The organism is Bradyrhizobium cedriense, from assembly GCF_054602315.1.
Map to the genome: position 1 here is coordinate 151322 of NZ_JBTSWB010000001.1, position 16224 is coordinate 167545.

Here is a 16224-nt window from a genome sequence, read left to right on the forward strand (position 1 = left end):
CAGGCTGCCGCGAATTGCTTGCGCGGGGCTGGCGACACCGAAGCCAGCTTCGCGCAAGCGTCGCCGACTAGATATTCCCGCGGGATCGGTGATGGAGCGGCGCGTTGGGCAGTTTCGTGGGGATATTCATCACGGTAGCGGCGTTGCTCGGCGGCTTCGCTGCCATGGGCGGGCATCTGGCCGTGCTCATGCAGCCGTGGGAATTCGTCATCATCGTGGGCACCGCGGTCGGCACCTTCATCGTGGCCAATCCCTGGAAGACCGTCGTAGACACCGGCGTTGCCTGCATGCAGGCCATCACCGGCTCGGTACCGGGGCAGCGTTACTATCTCGACCTGCTCGGGGCGCTGCACGCGCTGATGCGTGAACTGCGGGGCAAGGGCCGCAACGAGGTGGAAGCACACATCGACGATCCCTCGTCCTCCGAGATATTCAAGGCGTTCCCGAGCGTGCTCGGCGATCCGTCGCTGCTCCAGTTCATCTGTGACTATGTCCGCCTCATCATCATGGGCAACGCGCGGACGCACGAGATCGAAGCGCTGATGGACGAGGAGATCCACACCATCGTGAAGGGCAAGTTGACGCCCTACCACTCGCTGGTTACCGTGTCCGAAGCGCTGCCGGCGCTCGGCATCGTCGCTGCGGTGCTCGGCGTCATCAAGGCGATGGGCGCGCTCGACCAATCGCCGAAGCTGCTGGGCGGCTACATCGGCGCGGCCCTCGTCGGCACATTCGCCGGCATTTTCCTGTCCTACGGCATCATTTCGCCCTTCGCGCTGAAGGTCAAGATGACGCGCGAGAAGAAATGCCGGCCATACATCATCGTCAAGCAGACGCTGCTGGCGTTCATGAACGGTGCCATGCCGCAGATCGCGGTCGAGCACGGCCGCAAGATGATCGCGAGCAGCGAACGGCCCTCGATCGACGTCGTCGAGAATGAGACCATCGCGGGTCCCAAGGCGGTCGTGGCCGAGCCCGAACCCAAGGCGGCGCGCGCATGATGATGGAAGACGCCGAGGTCGATCAGCGGAAGCAGCTGCCGAACTACCTGCTGGACGCCGCCGGCATATCGATCGATCGTATGCCGATGCTCAATGTGATCTTCGATCGCATGGCGGCGTCGTGCACCGACAGTCTACAGCCGATGGCCGGAACGCCCTGCTATTTCTCCGTCAACGGCATCAGCAACGACCGTGTCGGCGACGTCATCAAGGACTACGAGGCCAACGCGGTCGCGGCGGTGCTCTATGCCGAGCAGTGGGACTCCCGCATCATCATCATGCTCGACCGCGACTTCGTGTTCACCATGGTCGAGGCGATGTTCGGCTCCGACGGGGCCGAGCCGCCGCTCGACGTCGAGCGCTCGTTCTCGAACATCGAGCTCCGCCTAGTGCAGGCGTTGTTCGAACGCTTCGCCAAGGCGCTGCAATCCGCTTTCGCCGGCACCTCCAACGTCACCTTTCGCGTGGAGCGGGTCGAGACCGCGATGGCATCGCTGGCGATCGGGCGGAGCGGCAACATGTCGATCTGCGCGAACATCATGCTGCAGGCGCTCTACCGCGGCGGCCAGATGTTCCTCATCATTCCGCACTCCGCGCTCAATCCGCTCAGGCAGAAGCTCGCGCACGTCGTCGTCAGCGACGGTCGGGCCTCCGATCCGCGCTGGCGGGAGCAGATGGAGAGCGAGGTTCAGCGTACCGAGGTGACGCTGAGTGCGGTGCTGGACGAGAAGACGATATCCCTCGGCGACATCGTGAAGTTCCACGTCGGGCAGGTGCTCGAGCTCGAAGCCACACCGCGCACGCTCGCTCGCCTCGAAAGCAACAACCAGGTGCTGTTCTGGTGTCAGATCGGCCAGCTCGATGGCTATTACGCCATGCAGGTGGCCGATCCCGTCGATCAGAAGCGGGAGTTCGTCGATGATATCCTATCTCGTTGATGCCGTGCTGCTGATTGCACTCGCCTTCACCAGCATGCGGGTGACCCGGATGCACCGCGAGCTCGCACGGCTGCGCAGCTATCAGGGCGAATTCTCGACCATCATGCACGAAACGGCGGGCGCCTTCGAAACGGTCATCACCGCGGCGCACGATTCGACCGCAAGTCTCGGAGGGCTCGCCAAGGTGCTGAGCACGAAGATCGATCAGGCGCATGAGGCGATCGCAGCGCTGGATGCGCGGACCGGGTTCACGCCCGCCGCGACCACGGGCGGCGCCGACCTGAACAAGCACTGAAGCCGAAGCCGGCGGAACGAATACGATCGGAACGCCACGGCGCTCCGGAAGCGGAAATACCAAGAGGCGAGACCAAATGGCGCAATCCTTCGACTACGAGTCTGCACATGCATCGGCAGAGTCCGAGACGTCTCCGCTGGAGCGGCTGGCGGAGATCGCGCAGCGCACGGCCGAGGAGACCGGCAAGTTCGCCAATGTCGACGCGATCCTGCGCATTCCCGTCACCATGCAGGTGGTGCTCGGCTCGGCGACCATCCCGGTGGCAAACCTGATGAAGCTCGGACGCGGTGCGGTGGTTCCGCTCGATCACCGTGTCGGAGAGCCCGTCGACGTGGTCGTCAACGGCCGTATCGTCGCTCGCGGCGAGGTCGTCGTCGTCGAAGAGGACAATTCCCGCTTCGGCGTCTCGCTCACGGAGATCGTCGGACCGCTGGGGCAGGGTGATACCTGACCATGGCGGCACCGGTCGGCATCGCTCCCGTCAAGCAGCGAGGCGTTACAACGCTCGGCGGCACGGAAAAGGTCGCCGCGCTCCTGCTGGCGATGGGCCGGCAGGCGGCCGCGAGCGTGCTGCAGCAGTTCGAACCGCAGGAGATCCGCATCGTCACCAAGGCGGCGGCGGAATTGCGGCCGATCACCGCGCAGGAGCTGGAGGGCATCGTCGAAGAGTTCGCCCAGCAGTTCTCGATGGGCGCCAACATTCTCGGCACCCTCGGTGGCCTGGAAGCCGTGCTCGGCGACGTGCTTCCGGCCGACCAGGTCTCGCAGATCATGTCGGATCTGCTCGGCAATTCCAGCCGCTCGGTGTGGGACCGCGTCTCGTCGGTGTCCGAAAACTCGCTCGCGAGCTACCTGTCCAAGGAGCATCCGCAGACCGCGGCGCTGATCCTGTCCAAGGTCAAGCCGGCCTGCGCCGCCAAGGTCATGAGCCAGCTGCCCTCGAGCCTGCGCAACGAACTGATGCGACGCGTCCTGAGCCTCAAGCCGATCGTCGATGACGCCATGCGCATCGTCGAGAAGACGCTGCACGAGGACCTGACGTTGAACTTCGCCCGAAACCTCGGCGCCGATACCTATGCCCGGGTCGCGGACATCATCAACAAGATGGAACGCGGCCACATCGAGGACATGTTGAAGAGCCTGTCGGAGAAGCGACCGAAGTCGGCCGAGGTGCTGAAGGAGCTGCTGTTCACCTTCGACGACGTCGTCAACCTGACGCCGAAGGCGCGCACCATGATCTTCGACCAGGTGCCGACCGATCGGATCGTCGTCGCGCTGAAGGGCACCGACAAGAACTTCCGCGAGCTGATCCTGTCCTCGGTCGCCTCGCGCGTGCGTCGCGTCGTCGAGCACGAGCTCGCCATCGGCGAGCCGTCGAACCAGCGCGACGTGCTGGAGGCGCGACGGGTGATCACCGACCTTGCGCTTGAGCTGGCAGAGAAGGGCGAGATCGAGCTCAATCCCGAGCAGGAGGATGAGCTGGTCTTCCGCTGACCGCTGAAAGGGCATGGCAGAAACATCCGATCAGGAGAGCAAGACAGAAGAGCCGACCGAGAAGAAAGTCCGTGATGCGCTCGAACAGGGCAAGATTCCGGTCTCTCGGGAGGCCTCCATTTTCGCCTCGATGGCCGCGTTGATGGTGATTCAGGCGTTCCTGATCGGCCAGGGCGTGCAGCAGTTGACGCCGACGCTGACGAGTCTCCTCGACGATCCCGAGGGCTTCCCGCTCAGCACCGGCGCGGACGCGCAGAACCTGCTCACCGTGGTCGGCCTCCAGGCCCTGCGGTTCCTGGTGCCGCTGGTCGTCATCCTGGTGGTGTTCGGGCTCGCCGCTTCGCTGCTTCAGAACGCGCCGCGCGTGGTGCTGGAGCGTATCAAGCCGGACCTGAATCGAATCTCCCCGGTCAGCGGCTGGAGCCGGTTGTTCGGGACGCAGGGCCTGATCGAGTTCGCCAAGTCGCTGTTCAAGCTCGGCGCGGTGACCGCCGTGGTCGCCTTCGTGCTGCGCTCGTCCGAAGCGAGGGCGTTCGAGGCGATGTACACTGATCCGGTCGCGCTGCCGGAGATGATTCTCAACATCGCGATGCGAATCGTCTCGGCGATCTGCATCGCGACGATCGTCCTGGTGGCGATCGATCTCGCCTGGGCGCGCTTCCACTGGCGGCGCGAACTGCGCATGACCAAGCAGGAGATCAAGGACGAGCACAAGCAGGCGGAAGGCGATCCGCTGGTCAAGGCGCGCCTGCGTTCGCTGGCGCGCGACCGTTCGCGCCAGCGCATGATCGCTTCGGCCTCGCGGGCGACGTTGGTGATCGCCAACCCCACGCATTTCGCGATCGCGCTGCGCTACAAGCGCGAGGAAAACGCCGCGCCGCTCGTCGTGGCCAAGGGCATGGACGTGATCGCGCTGAAGATCCGCGAAGTTGCCGAGCAGAACCGAATCCCGGTCATCGAAAACAAGGCGCTGGCGCGCGCGCTCTACGAGGCGGTCCAGGTCGACCAGGTGATTCCGGCGGAGTTTTTCCGGCCTGTCGCCGAGATCATCTACTTCCTCCAGTCCAAGCAGGCGGCGCGGCCCGAGAAGGTTCAGTAGATTCGGAGGATGGCATCTGCCTCATCAGCCTGACGAAAGCTTGCCGCCCTAAGCTTCTCGCGAATGGATCAGAATGGGGCAGTCGTGGGACCGCTTTATCTCTTCGAACTCGCATCGTCGCAGGCGCGGTACCTCGAACTACGCCAGTCGACCATTGCCACCAACGTCGCCAACGTCAACACGCCGGGCTTTCGGGCGCGCGACGTCGAGCCGTTCAACAAGGTGCTCGACGGCATGCCGGTCAGGCTTGCGACGACGTCGCCGTCGCACATGCAATTGTCCGCAACCGAGACCGACACGCGGGCGACCGCGAAGAAGGACAGCTGGGAGGTGGTTCACTCCGGCAACTCCGTCAGCCTCGAGCAGGAAATGATCAAGGGCAGCGACGTCAATCGCGATTATTCGATGAACTCGGCGATCGTGCGGTCGTTCCACCGCATGGTTCTGTCGAGTGCAAAGGCTTGAGGTGAACTGACATGCTGGACTCCCTGCAGGCGTCATTGACGGTCGCGAGCTCAGGGCTCGAAGCGCAGTCGACGCGCATGCGCATCGTCTCGGAAAATCTCGCCAACGCCACCTCGACGGGACGCGCCGCCGGCGCCGATCCGTATCAGCGCAAGACGATCACCTTCGATGCCGCGATGGACCGTGCCTCGGGCACGCAGCTCGCGAAGGTCAAGGAGATCGGGGTCGACACCACGCCGTACCGCGTGGAGTACGACCCGGGGCATCCCGCTGCCGACAAGGCCGGCTACGTCAAGCTGCCGAACGTCAACATGATGATCGAGATGGCCGACATGCGGGAAGTGAACCGGTCCTATGAAGCCAATCTCCAGGTCGTGAAGCAGGTGAGATCCATGCTCGGCATGACCATCGACCTTTTGAGGAGCTGACAATGCTTGAGGCGATTTCATCCACGGCGACCTCCGCCGGCCAGGCGGCGACCCGCGCGACCGAGACGCAGGCCGTCTCGCCCGCGGTGACCACCGCGACCCAAGCCAGCGACGACCTCGGCTTCGAATTCGTGATGAAGCAGGTGACCAGCGACGCGATCGGGACGTTGAAGGCGGGCGAGGCGGCGTCGATCTCGGCGATGCAGGGCAAGGAATCGACGCGCCGCGTCGTTGAGGCGCTGATGTCGGCCGAGCAAGCCCTGCAGACGGCGGTCGCGGTTCGCGACAAGGTCGTGCAGGCCTACCAGGAAGTCGTTCGGATGTCGATCTGATCGGAAGGAATGAAATAAGTGAAATCGCTCGCCATTGCGGCCACGGGCATGAATGCCCAGCAAACCAACATCGAAGTCATTGCGAACAACATCGCCAACATCAACTCGACCTCCTACAAGCGGGCGCGCGCGGAGTTCACCGATCTGTTCTACCAGATGGACCGCATGCAGGGCGTCGCGAACGTCAACGGCTCCTCGCCGATCCCCGAAGGCGCCAATCTCGGTCTCGGCGTCAAGTCGGCGGCGATCCGCAAGCTGCACATCCAGGGCGCGCTGACGCAGACCGGCAATCCCTACGACATGGCGATCAACGGCCGTGGCTGGTTTCAGGTGCTCGGCCCGAACAACGAGGTGCAGTACACCCGCGCGGGCTCGTTCAACACCAATGCCAACGCCCAGCTCGTCACGATCGACGGCTATCTGCTGGATCCCGCGATCATTGTGCCGCAGGGAACGGTCGAGGTCACGGTCAACGCCACCGGCCAGGTGTTTGCCAAGCTTGATACGGAAGTGAACCCGCGGCAGATCGGCCAGCTCAACCTCGCCAACTTCGCCAACGAGGCCGGCCTCGAGCCCCTCGGCGGAAATCTCTATCGCGAGACCACGGCGTCCGGCACGCCGGTCGTCGGGCTGCCCGGCGATGCCGGCTACGGCAAGATCAATCAGAAATATCTCGAAGCCTCGAACGTCGACCCGGTCAAGGAGATCACCGAGCTGATCTCGGCGCAGCGCGCGTACGAAATGAATGCCAAGGTCATCCAGGCCTCGGACGAAATGGCCCAGACGGTCTCGAAGGGCATGCGCTAGTTCCGGTGTCTCGATGTTGAACAGGGTGGGCCTGATCATGCGCGGGTTGGCCGCCGTGCTGCTGGTTCTCGGGCCGGCCCGGGGCGCCGCGGCCGAGGAGAAACGGCTTCCCGTGCCGGCCGTCTCGATCCGGGCCGGCGAGCTGATCCGGGAGGAGATGATCACCGAACGCGCCTTCGCGCCGAGCCTGCTCGGCGTCGCCATGTTCATCGAGGGGCGTCAGGTGCTGGTCGGCCGCATGGCGCGGCGCGCGCTGTTCCCAGGCCAGCCCATTCCGACCAATGCGGTGGAAGATCCCTGGACCGTGGCCCGCGGCGCCATGGTCAAGGTCGTGGTGGAAGACAGCGGCCTGTCCATCGTCACTTACGGCTCGGCGATGCAGTCGGGTGCGGCCGGCGCGCTGATCCCCGTGCGCAATACGGACACCGGAGTGGTCATCAGGGGCGTCGTCCAGCCGGACGGCACCGTCAAGGTCGTGGACGGGTCATGACCAGACTCCTGCTCGCGCTTGCTCTGCTCATGTCGGTCGCCAGCGCCCAGGCCACCGTCCGCATCAAGGACATCGCGGACATCAAGGGTCTGCGCGAGAACCAGATCGTTGGTTACGGTCTCGTCATCGGCCTGAACGGTACGGGCGATACGCTTCGCAACGCTCCGTTCACGGAACAGTCCCTGCAATCGATGCTCGAGAACATGGGCATCAACGTCAGGAACGAGACCACGAGCACCAACAACCCCCCGCGTCCGACGACGCTGCGCACGCGCAACGTCGCCGCGGTGATGGTGACTGCGGACCTGCCGCCCTCGATCGGGCCCGGCGAACGCATGGACGTCACCGTGTCGTCGCTCGGCGACGCGACCTCGCTGCTCGGCGGCACGCTGGTCATGACTTCGTTGCGCGCGGCGGACGGCGCCGTCTATGCGGTGGCGCAGGGCGCGATCACGGTCGCCGGTTACAGTGTCGGAGGCCAGGCGCAGAACGTCAGCCAGGGCACGCCGACGGCCGGGCGCATCCCGAACGGTGCGCTGGTCGAACGCGAGGTGCCGGGAAGTCTCCACGAGATGGAGTTCCTGGTGCTGCAGCTGAGGAACCCCGACTTCGTCACCGCAACGCGCATTCTCGATGCCATCAACAGCTACGCCGGCGGCCGCTACCGCGCGCAGATCGCCTTCGAGCGCGATTATCGAACTATCGTGTTGTCGAAGCCGCGCCATATCGGTCCTGTCCGCTTCCTCGCCGAAATCGGCGAATTGGCGGTCGAGCCGGACACGCCGGCACGGGTCGTGATCAACGAGCGAACCGGCACCGTGGTGATCGGACGCGACGTGCGGATATCGACGGTCGCCGTGACTCACGGCAATCTGACGGTCCGTGTCACGGAGATGCCCGTCGTGTCGCAGCCGGCGCCGTTCTCGCGAGGGCAGACGGTGGTCGTTCCGCAGACCGTCGTCGAAGCCAACGAGGCGGGAGCGCAGGTGGCAATCCTGAGCGGGGTCGATCTGCAGCGCCTGGTGCGCGGCCTGAACCAGATCGGCCTGAAGCCGTCAGGGATCATCGCGATCCTCCAGGCGATCAAGTCGGCAGGCGCGCTTCAGGCCGACGTCATCGTGCAATGATGCACAAGCGTCGTGCAAGCTTGTGCGCTCAATGCTGAGGTCTCGACCGAGAATCGTATGCGGCCCGATGCTGAAGCTGGATCACAAAGCCAAACTCCTCCTGCTGGTCGCGGCCACAGTGCTCGCGAGCGCATTGCCCGTGCTGGCGCTGGAGGAGGCCAAGCCGTCGAGACCGCTCAACTTGCTTTCCTTCGCGCGCGCCCGCGCACCCGGACCGCAGAAGCCGCAGCCGCTGGCGGCCCCGGTACCAAGCGGCGATGCGTCGATCCGGGCGACGGCATGGGCGGCGGAAGATTCGGGACCCGCGATCACCGGCGCGATGCCGTCTTCCGAGCCACCGGCCCCTGCGCCGGCACGCCCGGCAAAGCCCGGCAGCGTCCCGCCTGCGAAACCCTTGCCGCCGCAGGCCGCGGCGGCTCCGGACAACGAAATCGCCCTGTTCTGCAGCAACATCGCCGATTCTTCCGTCGACGCCAGGCTGGCCTGGCAGCTCAAGGAGCTGGAGAAGGCCGAGAGCCTGCTGCGTGAGCGGATCGCCGAAGTCGAGGCCAAACGCGCCGAATACGAGAAATGGATGGCGCTGCGCGACGACTTCCTGAAGAAGGCCGAAGCCAGCGTGGTCGAGATCTATTCCCGCATGAAGCCCGAAGCTGCGGCGACACAGATCGCCGGCATGGCCGACGAGACCGCCGCCGCCGTGCTCGCCAAGCTCAGCCCCAGGAGTTCGAGCGCAATCTTCAATGAAATGGACACGGCGCGCGCGGCACACCTCGCCGACCTGCTCGGCGGCATGCGTCGCGTGGATGACGGAAAGCCAAAATAGATGACCAAGCCGATCCTCGTCCTCTCGCTGCTGGCCGCGTCCGTGCTCCTGGCCGGATGCTTGCATGACCCGGCCGAAGTGCTGATCGGTCCACAAATGTCGCCCGTCGGCAGCGGCCTGAGGATGCAGGCCGATCCGATCCCGGTGACGCCGCGCATGCGCACACCTGTCAGCTATCGTTCGACGTGGGACGATGGCACCGATCTGTACCGCGATCCCCGCGCACGGCGCACCGGTGACGTCGTGACGGTGATCATTTCGATGCAGGACAAGGCCAAGCTCGACAACAAAACCGGCCGTTCCCGCGATTCGCAGGTCAAGTTCGGGCTCGACTGGCTGATGGACGTCGCCGGCTGGAGCGACACGGGCCAGACCAACGCCAACCTCAGCACCAATACGCAGATCAAGGGCAACGGCCAGATCGACCGCACCGAGGACATCAAGCTGTCGATTGCGGCCATCGTCACCGACGTGCTTCCGAACGGCAACATGATGATCAGCGGCTCGCAGGAATTTCGCGTCAACACGGAGATGCGCGTGCTCAACGTCGGCGGCATCGTGCGTCCGCGCGATATCTCCCGGACCAACACGATCTCCTACGACAAGATCGCCGAGGCGCGCGTGTCCTATGGCGGGCGCGGAAATCTGTCGGATGTGCAACAGCCTGGATGGGGACACCGGATCTATGACGCCGTGGCACCATTCTGAAGTTCGCTCCGCTCGGGTCGCCTCACCACGGCAGGGACTGGCATGCGCCTGATTGCCGCCATCGTCGTGCTGACCCTGATCGCGATCGGCGCGGGCGCCCTTGCCGGCCTGCATCTGATCGCGACCGCCGAGCGCGTGGCCGATGCGAAGAAGAACGCCACGCCGCCGCCGATCGCGTCGAGCTACGCCGGCAGCGCGCGGCTCCGGAAATTGTCTCCGATCGTGACCAATCTCGCCGCGCCGGCCAACAATTGGGCGCGCATCGAAGCCTCCATGGTGACCGACAGCATGAACGACGAGGACGCCGGCATTCTGGCCGCCCACATCAGCGAGGACATCGTCACCTACCTGCGATCGGCGACGGTTGCGCAGTTCGAGGGATCGCGCGGGCTCCAGCATCTGCGTGACGACCTGACCGAGCGGGCCAGCATCCGCTCGTCAGGCAAGGTCCGCGAATTGATCATCGAGACGCTGGTGATCCAGTGAGGATCAGGGTCCTGCCGATCGCGTTGGTTCTGGTCGTGCTGCCCGAAGCGGCGCTGGCCCAGATTCCGGACCTGAATTCCCTGTTGCCGCCGGGAAACGGCTCGACCAGCGGCCGGATCGTCCAGCTGATGGCGCTGATCACGGTGCTGTCGGTGGCGCCGGGGCTGCTCATCATGGTGACGAGCTTCACGCGATTTGCGGTGGCGTTGTCGTTCCTGCGCGCCGGTCTCGGTCTCCAGACCACGCCTGCCAACCTGGTGCTGATCAGCCTCGCGTTGTTCATGACCTTCTACGTCATGGCGCCGACCTTCGACAGGGCCTGGGAGACCGGCGTCCAGCCGCTGATGAAGAACGAGATCTCGGAAGAGGAAGCCTATCTGAAGATCACCGATCCGTTCCGGGAGTTCATGCTGGCCCATGTCCGCGACAAGGATCTCCAGACTTTCGAAGCGCTCGCCGCGGAAAGCTTTCGCAGGAAGTTCGACGACAAACGCATCGATTTGCGCGTCATCATTCCGGCCTTCATGATCTCCGAGCTCAGGCGCTCGTTCGAGATCGGATTCCTCATCATTCTGCCGTTCCTGGTGATCGACATGATCGTCGCGACGCTGACCATGTCGATGGGCATGATGATGATGCCGCCGACGATACTCGCCCTGCCGTTCAAGATGCTGTTCTTCGTGCTGATCGACGGCTGGAATTTGCTGGCCTCCGGCCTGGTACGCTCGTTTTCGTAAAGGCCGCGATGGCAGGCGGACCGGCTGGTCATAGTTAAGCGGGACATGCCGGTTATGGTTAGCGGTCTGTAATGTTAACCATATGATTTTGCTTATAAATTCAGGTGGCTCTTAATCCGGAAGCAAGATTCGGCGTGCTAGCAATGCGGCACGGCGGGTTGGACCCCACCCACATCAGTCCAAAGGCATGATGCCGCCCTTCCGTACCGGTGAAAGCCCGGTATGTCCCCTCGTGAAATGTAACGCGTACATAAAGGGACATTCGCAATGTCAAGCCTGCTTACGAACTCGACTGCCATGACCGCACTCCAGACCCTGCGGTCTGTGAGTTCGCAACTCTCCACCACGCAGAACCGGATCTCCACCGGTCAGCGCGTGGCCACCGCGTCGGACAACGCCGCCTACTGGTCGATCGCCACCTCGATGCGCGCCGACAACGCCGCGCTCTCCGCGGTCTCGGACTCGCTCGGTCTGTCGGCCGCGACCGTCGACACCGAATACACCGCTCTGACCTCGGTGATCGGCGACAAGGACTCGGGCCTGACCAAGCTCCAGGCGCTGCTGGTCCAATCCAAGACCGCCGGCATCGACCGCACCAAGATCCAGGCTGACATCACCCAGATCCAGCAGGACATGAAGCTGAAGGCCAATTCGGCCACATTCAACGGCATCAACTGGCTGAGCACCACGACCGGTACCACTCCGACGAGCTTCAGCCTGGTGTCGTCATACTCGCGCGTCGGCGGCACGCCCACCATCGGCTCGATCACGGTGACGACGGCCAACTACACGCTCTACTCGACCACGCAAACCGGCATTCTGGACACCGTGGCCGGCAGTGCGTCGGTCGACACGATCAACATCTCCGCGCTGACCGACTCGGCCGCCGACCAGACCACGCTCGATGGCTACATCTCGAAGGTCACCGCGGCGATCAACTCCGTGGCCTCGGCCGCCGCCGATCTCGGTGCCGTCAAGAACCGCATCTCGACCAACACGAACTTCGTGAAGTCGCTAATGGACTCGGTTGACCGCGGTGTCGGCCAGCTCGTCGACGCCGACATGAACGCGGAATCCACTCGCCTGGCCGCCCTGCAGGTGCAGCAGCAGCTCGGCGTGCAGGCGCTTTCGATCGCCAACAACAGCAGCCAGAGCATCCTGTCGCTGTTCCGCTAAGACGGACGTCATCGAAGTAAGGGCCGCGCTTCTCGCGAAGTGCGGCCCTTGTCGTTTGGCGTGCCGCGCGCCGTCATTTCGGCTCGCTGTTGCCGTTGGAGCACAGAGCCACAAGCCCCGCACAAGCTTCGCACGCTAACCTCGCCGTTACGACAGATTGGGTCTTGAACCTGCGCCTGCGGGAGCCCAAAGGCATGACGCCGTTCTGTCGTACCGGTGCAAGTCCGGTATGTCCCCCAAGCTCGATTCAAACTTCAAAGGGACATCAAAATGGGTTCTAGTCTCCTCACCAACTCCTCCGCCATGACCGCGCTCCAGACCCTGCGGTCTGTCAGCGCGCAACTCGCCACCACGCAGAACCGGATCTCCACCGGCCAGCGCGTGGCCACCGCTTCGGACAACGCCGCCTACTGGTCGATCGCAACCTCGATGCGCTCCGACAACGCAGCGCTCTCCGCGGTCTCCGACTCGCTCGGCCTCTCCGCTGCGACCGTCGACACCGAATATACCGCTCTGACCTCGGTGATCGGCGACAAGGACTCGGGTCTGACCAAGCTCCAGGCGCTGCTGGTCGAAGCCAAGACCGCGGGTATCGACCGCACCAAGATCCAGGCGGACATCACCCAGATCCAGCAGGACATGAAGCTGAAGGCCAATTCGGCCACCTTCAACGGCATCAACTGGCTGAGCACGACGACCGGCACCACTCCGACGAGCTTCAACCTCGTTTCGTCCTACTCGCGCGTCGGCGGCACCCCGACAATCGGTTCGATCACGATCACGACCGCCAACTACACGCTCTACTCCACCACGCAGACCGGTATTCTGGACACCGTGGCCGCCAGCGCCTCGGTCGACACGATCAACATCTCCGCGCTGACCGACTCGGCGGCCGACCAGACCACGCTCGATGGCTACATCGCCAAGGTCACCGCTGCGATCAACTCGGTGGCCTCGGCCGCTGCCGATCTCGGCGCGGTCAAGAACCGCATCTCGACCAACTCGGAGTTCGTCAAGACCCTGATGGACTCCGTGGATCGCGGTGTCGGCCAGCTCGTCGACGCCGACATGAATGCGGAATCGACCCGCCTGCAGGCTCTGCAGACCCAGCAGCAGCTCGGCGTTCAGGCGCTCTCGATCGCCAACCAGAACAGCCAGAGCATCCTGTCGCTGTTCCGCAGCTAAGCGACGCCTTCGAAGACGACCGTGCTCCCTCGGGAGCACGGTCCCCGCCACGTTTCGCGGGCGTGACGGCACGGGACGTGCCGGCAATCGACCTTTCGACCCCAGACTTCGTGCAGCTCGCCGCAGCCGATCGCGCTGCCACGCGCCCGAGCGTTCGCTTGTAGGTGCTGAGCCGACCGGGCCCGCCCGAGCTTCATGTAAAATTGCAACGCCTCGCCAGCGAAACGACACATTGGTGGCCTCGCACAACCTTCAGACAAGGTTGAAGGCTGAGTGTCCTCTACGTTCGCATTGGTACGAGGTCACATGCTCAGTCGTGCGCAGGTACAGCAGCTGCTCAATAATCTGCTGGAGCTTGGGCCGCGTCGCCTGATGGCCCTGGGACTGATCGGCTTTGCGGTTCTCGTCACGGTCGTCGGCGGCGCCTATTACCTCAGCCGGCCCGAGTTCGAAGCGCTCTATACCGGCCTCACCCGCGAAGACGTGACGCGCATCGGCGCGGCGCTGCGCGAGCAGAACATCGCGTTCGACGTCAATTCGGCGGGCGATGCGGTCTCGGTGCGCCCGAGCCAGACCATGCAGGCGCGGATGCTGCTCGCCGAGAAGGGGCTGCCGACCAGCGCCAATTCCGGTTACGAGCTGTTCGACAAGATCGGCTCGCTCGGCCTGACCTCGTTCATGCAGGAAGTCACCAAGCTCCGGGCCCTGGAAGGCGAGATTGCCCGCACGGTCCAGCTGATGAAAGGTGTGAAGGCGGCGCGGGTGCATATCGTGCTGCCGGTGCGTGGTTCGTTCCGCGCGACGCAGCAGCCGCCTTCGGCGTCGGTCGTGCTGCGGACCGACGGCGCGATCGAGGCGCGCACGGCGCAGTCGATCCGTCATCTCGTCGCCGCTGCCATCCCCGGCATGAGCCGTGACAAGGTGACGGTGCTGGACGCCGACGGCTCGATGCTGCTCGCCGAAGAGGACGAAGCGAGCGCCGCGCCGGCCAAGATGGCGAGCCTGCAGAAGACGGTCAGCGGCATGGTACAGGAGAACATCCGCAAGGCGCTGACGCCGTATCTCGGCCTCGACAATTTCGAGGTGAGCGTCGCGCCGCAGCTGTCCACCGACAAGCGGCACATCAACGAGACAGTCTACGATCCGGAGAACCGTGCCGAGCGGTCGGTGCGGAACGTGCGCGAGAAAGAGTCCTCGCAGAACGCCGACCGGTCGACGCCGACCACGGTGCAGCAGAATCTTCCCGACCAGCAGGTGAATGCCGGCGGCGGCAAGAACTCCAACGAGGACAAGAGCCGCCGCGAGGACGTCACCAATTTCGAGGTCTCGTCCAAGACCACGACGACGGTGAGCGACGGCTATTCGGTCAAGAAGCTGTTCATCGCCGTGCTGGTCAACCGCGCGCGACTGGTCGCCGATCTCGGCGACAAGAGCAACCAGGCCATCGTCGACAGCAAGCTCGCCGAGATCAGTCAGCTCGCGGCGACGGCGGGCGGACTGGACAAGGCGCGTGGCGACCAGATCCAGGTCACGGCCGTCGATTTCATCGAGGGCTCGCGTGAGCTGGCGCCGGTACCGCCGATCAGTTTCGTCGAGATGATCAACAAGCAGCTCGGCAGCGTCATCAACGCGGTGACGATCCTGGCCGTTGCTTCGATGTTGGTCTGGTTCGGGCTTCGACCCGCGGTCAACGGCATTCTGACCCATCGCGCGGAGCAGGAGCAGGCCGAGGCCGCCGAGGCCGCCCAGCTCGAAGCTGCGGGGGCCCTGGCATTGTCGGACGGCGAGGAGACCGAGCTCAATCTCGTCGAAGACCTCGAAGGCAAGATGCAGCGAACGCCGCAGAAGCGGCTCGAGCAGATCGTCCGACTCGATCAGATGCAGGCGGCGGCGATCCTCAAAGACTGGATGCGACGTGAGGAGGCGGCATGAACGCGGCAATCGGAAAACTCCTGACGCAGTTCGACGCGAGTGGCCGGGCCAAGTCGCCGCCTGCTCCAGCGCCGAAGATCCAGGACGTGCTGACGAGACCCAAGGATGCGCGGCGCGAGCCGCAGCCTCAAGCGCAGCCTCAGACACTCAAGCAGCCGCAGCTTCAGGCGCTGGCTCCGGCGCCCGCGACGGAAGCTCCGCCGGACCATCTCCTGGACGATGCCTATCGGCGAGGCCATGCGGCCGGCGTCGCGGAAGGCGACTCCAGGCTGGCCGAGGAGCGCGTCCGCAGCGCGATCCGGCTCGGCGAGGAGCGGGCCAAATGGTCCGACCAGCAAGCGGTCGCGATCGTCAGCGGCTTCGAGGCGGCCTGCCGCGAGATCGAGACCAACATCGCAAGCTCCGTTGCGCGGATATTGCTGCCGTTCCTCGCCGACGCCGTGCGCGACAAGGCGATCGGATCGCTGGTCGAGCAGATTGCGGCGCTGACCGGCAGTTCGTCGGTTCCGGCCTTCAAGGTCACCGGCCCGAGCGAGCTGCTCGACCTCGTGAAGACGCAGCTCGAGGCTTCAAGGCGAACGGGCATCACGTACGAGGCGGCCGACACCTTCGAGGTCCGCGTCCTGGCCGACCAGACCGTGATCGAGACCCAGATCGCCGCCTGGAGCGAACGCCTCAGGGAAGCGCGCCGGTAGTCCGCC

General features: G+C 64.5%; 20 protein-coding genes. All 20 read left to right on the top strand.

The annotated features are described in order from the left end of the window. Nucleotides 1-104: 104 nt before the first annotated feature. The 20 genes from motA (at nt 105) to ACYCVF_RS00830 (ending at nt 16218) form a co-directional block, all read left to right on the top strand. Nucleotides 105-1001: a flagellar motor stator protein MotA gene (motA, locus tag ACYCVF_RS00735; protein ID WP_459596611.1), complete on the top strand. Its 897-nt coding sequence runs from the start codon at nt 105-107 to the stop codon at nt 999-1001. Continuing rightward, on the top strand, nt 998-1939 hold the full coding sequence (locus ACYCVF_RS00740) for a flagellar motor switch protein FliM (protein WP_459596612.1): 942 nt from the start codon (nt 998-1000) through the stop codon (nt 1937-1939). The genes motA and ACYCVF_RS00740 overlap by 4 nt, the downstream gene beginning before the upstream one ends. Further along, a complete protein-coding gene (locus ACYCVF_RS00745) occupies nt 1920-2234 on the top strand; it encodes a hypothetical protein (protein ID WP_459596613.1) in 315 nt (104 codons plus the stop codon). Before ACYCVF_RS00740 ends, ACYCVF_RS00745 begins: the two co-directional genes overlap by 20 nt. A 76-nt stretch (nt 2235-2310) precedes the next feature. Then, entirely contained in the window at nt 2311-2685 is a 375-nt protein-coding gene (gene fliN / locus ACYCVF_RS00750) for a flagellar motor switch protein FliN (protein ID WP_459596614.1), read from the top strand. Nucleotides 2686-2687: 2 nt separating this feature from the next. Beyond that, nucleotides 2688-3728, top strand: coding sequence for a flagellar motor switch protein FliG (locus tag ACYCVF_RS00755; RefSeq protein ID WP_459596615.1), 1041 nt, complete (start codon nt 2688-2690; stop codon nt 3726-3728). A gap of 13 nt (nt 3729-3741) precedes the next feature. Further along, nucleotides 3742-4827, top strand: a complete 1086-nt coding sequence (gene flhB / locus ACYCVF_RS00760; RefSeq protein ID WP_459596617.1) for a flagellar biosynthesis protein FlhB — start codon at nt 3742-3744, stop codon at nt 4825-4827. A gap of 63 nt (nt 4828-4890) precedes the next feature. Beyond that, nucleotides 4891-5292: a flagellar basal body rod protein FlgB gene (gene flgB, locus ACYCVF_RS00765; protein WP_061020723.1), complete on the top strand. Its 402-nt coding sequence runs from the start codon at nt 4891-4893 to the stop codon at nt 5290-5292. Nucleotides 5293-5303: 11 nt separating this feature from the next. Further along, nucleotides 5304-5720, top strand: a complete 417-nt coding sequence (gene flgC / locus ACYCVF_RS00770; RefSeq protein ID WP_061020724.1) for a flagellar basal body rod protein FlgC — start codon at nt 5304-5306, stop codon at nt 5718-5720. 2 nt (nt 5721-5722) lie between these two features. Continuing rightward, nucleotides 5723-6052, top strand: a complete 330-nt coding sequence (locus ACYCVF_RS00775; RefSeq protein ID WP_459596618.1) for a flagellar hook-basal body complex protein FliE — start codon at nt 5723-5725, stop codon at nt 6050-6052. An 18-nt stretch (nt 6053-6070) separates the two neighbouring features. Further along, nucleotides 6071-6859, top strand: coding sequence for a flagellar basal-body rod protein FlgG (flgG, locus tag ACYCVF_RS00780; protein WP_459596619.1), 789 nt, complete (start codon nt 6071-6073; stop codon nt 6857-6859). Nucleotides 6860-6872: 13 nt separating this feature from the next. After that, nucleotides 6873-7349: a flagellar basal body P-ring formation chaperone FlgA gene (gene flgA, locus ACYCVF_RS00785; RefSeq protein WP_459596620.1), complete on the top strand. Its 477-nt coding sequence runs from the start codon at nt 6873-6875 to the stop codon at nt 7347-7349. Continuing rightward, the gene (gene flgI / locus ACYCVF_RS00790) at nt 7346-8476 is read left to right on the top strand and encodes a flagellar basal body P-ring protein FlgI (RefSeq protein WP_459596621.1); all 1131 of its coding nucleotides are present in this window, start codon (nt 7346-7348) and stop codon (nt 8474-8476) included. The genes flgA and flgI overlap by 4 nt, the downstream gene beginning before the upstream one ends. Nucleotides 8477-8543: 67 nt before the next feature. Next, on the top strand, nt 8544-9299 hold the full coding sequence (locus ACYCVF_RS00795; protein ID WP_459596622.1) for a MotE family protein: 756 nt from the start codon (nt 8544-8546) through the stop codon (nt 9297-9299). Next, nucleotides 9300-10007: a flagellar basal body L-ring protein FlgH gene (flgH, locus tag ACYCVF_RS00800; RefSeq protein ID WP_459596623.1), complete on the top strand. Its 708-nt coding sequence runs from the start codon at nt 9300-9302 to the stop codon at nt 10005-10007. A gap of 42 nt (nt 10008-10049) precedes the next feature. Next, complete coding sequence (locus ACYCVF_RS00805) at nt 10050-10493, top strand: flagellar basal body-associated FliL family protein (protein WP_459596624.1); 444 nt, start codon at nt 10050-10052, stop codon at nt 10491-10493. Next, nucleotides 10490-11230, top strand: coding sequence for a flagellar type III secretion system pore protein FliP (gene fliP, locus ACYCVF_RS00810; RefSeq protein ID WP_459596625.1), 741 nt, complete (start codon nt 10490-10492; stop codon nt 11228-11230). The genes ACYCVF_RS00805 and fliP overlap by 4 nt, the downstream gene beginning before the upstream one ends. A 267-nt stretch (nt 11231-11497) precedes the next feature. Further along, the gene (locus ACYCVF_RS00815) at nt 11498-12406 is read left to right on the top strand and encodes a flagellin N-terminal helical domain-containing protein (protein WP_459596626.1); all 909 of its coding nucleotides are present in this window, start codon (nt 11498-11500) and stop codon (nt 12404-12406) included. A gap of 270 nt (nt 12407-12676) precedes the next feature. Continuing rightward, the gene (locus ACYCVF_RS00820; protein WP_459596627.1) at nt 12677-13591 is read left to right on the top strand and encodes a flagellin N-terminal helical domain-containing protein; all 915 of its coding nucleotides are present in this window, start codon (nt 12677-12679) and stop codon (nt 13589-13591) included. A gap of 306 nt (nt 13592-13897) precedes the next feature. Beyond that, nucleotides 13898-15523, top strand: coding sequence for a flagellar basal-body MS-ring/collar protein FliF (gene fliF / locus ACYCVF_RS00825; protein WP_459596629.1), 1626 nt, complete (start codon nt 13898-13900; stop codon nt 15521-15523). Next, complete coding sequence (locus ACYCVF_RS00830) at nt 15520-16218, top strand: hypothetical protein (RefSeq protein ID WP_459596630.1); 699 nt, start codon at nt 15520-15522, stop codon at nt 16216-16218. Before fliF ends, ACYCVF_RS00830 begins: the two co-directional genes overlap by 4 nt. The last annotated feature ends 6 nt before the right edge of the window (nt 16219-16224 follow it).

Bases quoted from the DNA above. Each gene is read 5' to 3' on its own strand.
- flgA (WP_459596620.1), top strand. From the start codon at position 6,873: ATGTTGAACAGGGTGGGCCTGATCATGCGCGGGTTGGCCGCCGTGCTG.
- flgH (WP_459596623.1), top strand. From the start codon at position 9,300: ATGACCAAGCCGATCCTCGTCCTCTCGCTGCTGGCCGCGTCCGTGCTC.
- ACYCVF_RS00775 (WP_459596618.1), top strand. From the start codon at position 5,723: ATGCTTGAGGCGATTTCATCCACGGCGACCTCCGCCGGCCAGGCGGCG.
- flgC (WP_061020724.1), top strand. From the start codon at position 5,304: ATGCTGGACTCCCTGCAGGCGTCATTGACGGTCGCGAGCTCAGGGCTC.
- ACYCVF_RS00745 (WP_459596613.1), top strand. From the start codon at position 1,920: ATGATATCCTATCTCGTTGATGCCGTGCTGCTGATTGCACTCGCCTTC.
- fliF (WP_459596629.1), top strand. From the start codon at position 13,898: ATGCTCAGTCGTGCGCAGGTACAGCAGCTGCTCAATAATCTGCTGGAG.
- flgB (WP_061020723.1), top strand. From the start codon at position 4,891: ATGGATCAGAATGGGGCAGTCGTGGGACCGCTTTATCTCTTCGAACTC.
- flhB (WP_459596617.1), top strand. From the start codon at position 3,742: ATGGCAGAAACATCCGATCAGGAGAGCAAGACAGAAGAGCCGACCGAG.
- ACYCVF_RS00815 (WP_459596626.1), top strand. From the start codon at position 11,498: ATGTCAAGCCTGCTTACGAACTCGACTGCCATGACCGCACTCCAGACC.
- ACYCVF_RS00740 (WP_459596612.1), top strand. From the start codon at position 998: ATGATGATGGAAGACGCCGAGGTCGATCAGCGGAAGCAGCTGCCGAAC.
- ACYCVF_RS00830 (WP_459596630.1), top strand. From the start codon at position 15,520: ATGAACGCGGCAATCGGAAAACTCCTGACGCAGTTCGACGCGAGTGGC.
- ACYCVF_RS00755 (WP_459596615.1), top strand. From the start codon at position 2,688: ATGGCGGCACCGGTCGGCATCGCTCCCGTCAAGCAGCGAGGCGTTACA.
- ACYCVF_RS00805 (WP_459596624.1), top strand. From the start codon at position 10,050: ATGCGCCTGATTGCCGCCATCGTCGTGCTGACCCTGATCGCGATCGGC.
- ACYCVF_RS00820 (WP_459596627.1), top strand. From the start codon at position 12,677: ATGGGTTCTAGTCTCCTCACCAACTCCTCCGCCATGACCGCGCTCCAG.
- flgI (WP_459596621.1), top strand. From the start codon at position 7,346: ATGACCAGACTCCTGCTCGCGCTTGCTCTGCTCATGTCGGTCGCCAGC.
- fliN (WP_459596614.1), top strand. From the start codon at position 2,311: ATGGCGCAATCCTTCGACTACGAGTCTGCACATGCATCGGCAGAGTCC.
- ACYCVF_RS00795 (WP_459596622.1), top strand. From the start codon at position 8,544: ATGCTGAAGCTGGATCACAAAGCCAAACTCCTCCTGCTGGTCGCGGCC.